The sequence below is a fragment of the Kitasatospora sp. NPDC058218 genome (assembly GCF_042882445.1).
In the GTDB taxonomy this organism is placed as follows: domain Bacteria; phylum Actinomycetota; class Actinomycetes; order Streptomycetales; family Streptomycetaceae; genus Kitasatospora.
This window is the reverse complement of the sequence record NZ_JBHVWC010000143.1, coordinates 2,007-3,342: the sequence shown is the minus strand read 5'-3', so window position 1 is coordinate 3,342 and position 1,336 is coordinate 2,007. Positions and strand designations below refer to the sequence as shown.

Below are 1,336 nucleotides of genomic sequence, written 5' to 3'. Positions count from 1 at the left end.
GTAATGCTGCAATGACACGACTTCGGTGATGTGCTTGAGCCCCGCTACATTGTCGGCGCGGAATCACTTGACCAGTGAGCTATTACGCACTCTTTCAAGGGTGGCTGCTTCTAAGCCAACCTCCTGGTTGTCTCTGCGACTCCACATCCTTTCCCACTTAGCACACGCTTAGGGACCTTAGTCGGTGTTCTGGGCTGTTTCCCTCTCGACCATGGAGCTTATCCCCCACAGTCTCACTGCCACGCTCTCACTTACCGGCATTCGGAGTTTGGCTAAGGTCAGTAACCCGGTGAGGCCCATCGCCTATCCAGTGCTCTACCTCCGGCAAGAAACACGTGACGCTGCACCTAAATGCATTTCGGGGAGAACCAGCTATCACGGAGTTTGATTGGCCTTTCACCCCTAACCACAGGTCATCCCCCAGGTTTTCAACCCTGGTGGGTTCGGTCCTCCACGAAGTCTTACCTCCGCTTCAACCTGCCCATGGCTAGATCACTCCGCTTCGGGTCTTGGGCGTGCAACTCAAACGCCCTATTCGGACTCGCTTTCGCTACGGCTACCCCACACGGGTTAACCTCGCTACACACCGCAAACTCGCAGGCTCATTCTTCAAAAGGCACGCAGTCACGAGACACACAGCAAGCTGCATGTCCGACGCTCCCACGGCTTGTAGGCACACGGTTTCAGGTACTATTTCACTCCGCTCCCGCGGTACTTTTCACCATTCCCTCACGGTACTATCCGCTATCGGTCACCAGGGAATATTTAGGCTTAGCGGGTGGTCCCGCCAGATTCACACGGGATTTCTCGGGCCCCGTGCTACTTGGGTGTTCTCCAAACGAGCCGTACAGATTTCGTCTACGGGGGTCTTACCCTCTACGCCGGACCTTTCGCATGTCCTTCGACTACCCATACGGTTTCTGACTCGTCGACCGGCCGGCAGACCGATCAAGAAGAATCCCACGACCCCGCGATGGCAACCCCTGCCGGGTCTCACACCATCGCGGTTTAGCCTCATCCGGTTTCGCTCGCCACTACTCCCGGAATCACGGTTGTTTTCTCTTCCTGCGGGTACTGAGATGTTTCACTTCCCCGCGTTCCCTCCACATACCCTATGTGTTCAGGTATGGGTGACAGCCCATGACGACTGCCGGGTTTCCCCATTCGGAAACCCCCGGATCAAAGCCTGGTTGACGGCTCCCCGGGGACTATCGTGGCCTCCCACGTCCTTCATCGGTTCCTGGTGCCAAGGCATCCACCGTGCGCCCTTAAAAACTTGGCCACAGATGCTCGCGTCCACTGTGCAGTTCTCAAACAACGACCAGTCACCCACCAT

Annotated in this window: 1 rRNA gene (running past one end of the window); it reads right to left on the bottom strand. The window is 56.7% G+C overall.

Annotation, left to right across the window (positions count from 1 at the left end):
• Window positions 1–1,282 (bottom strand): 23S ribosomal RNA (locus ACFVYI_RS42165); it reaches 1,939 nt to the left of the window's first position.
• Between the last annotated feature and the right edge of the window lie 54 nt (window positions 1,283–1,336).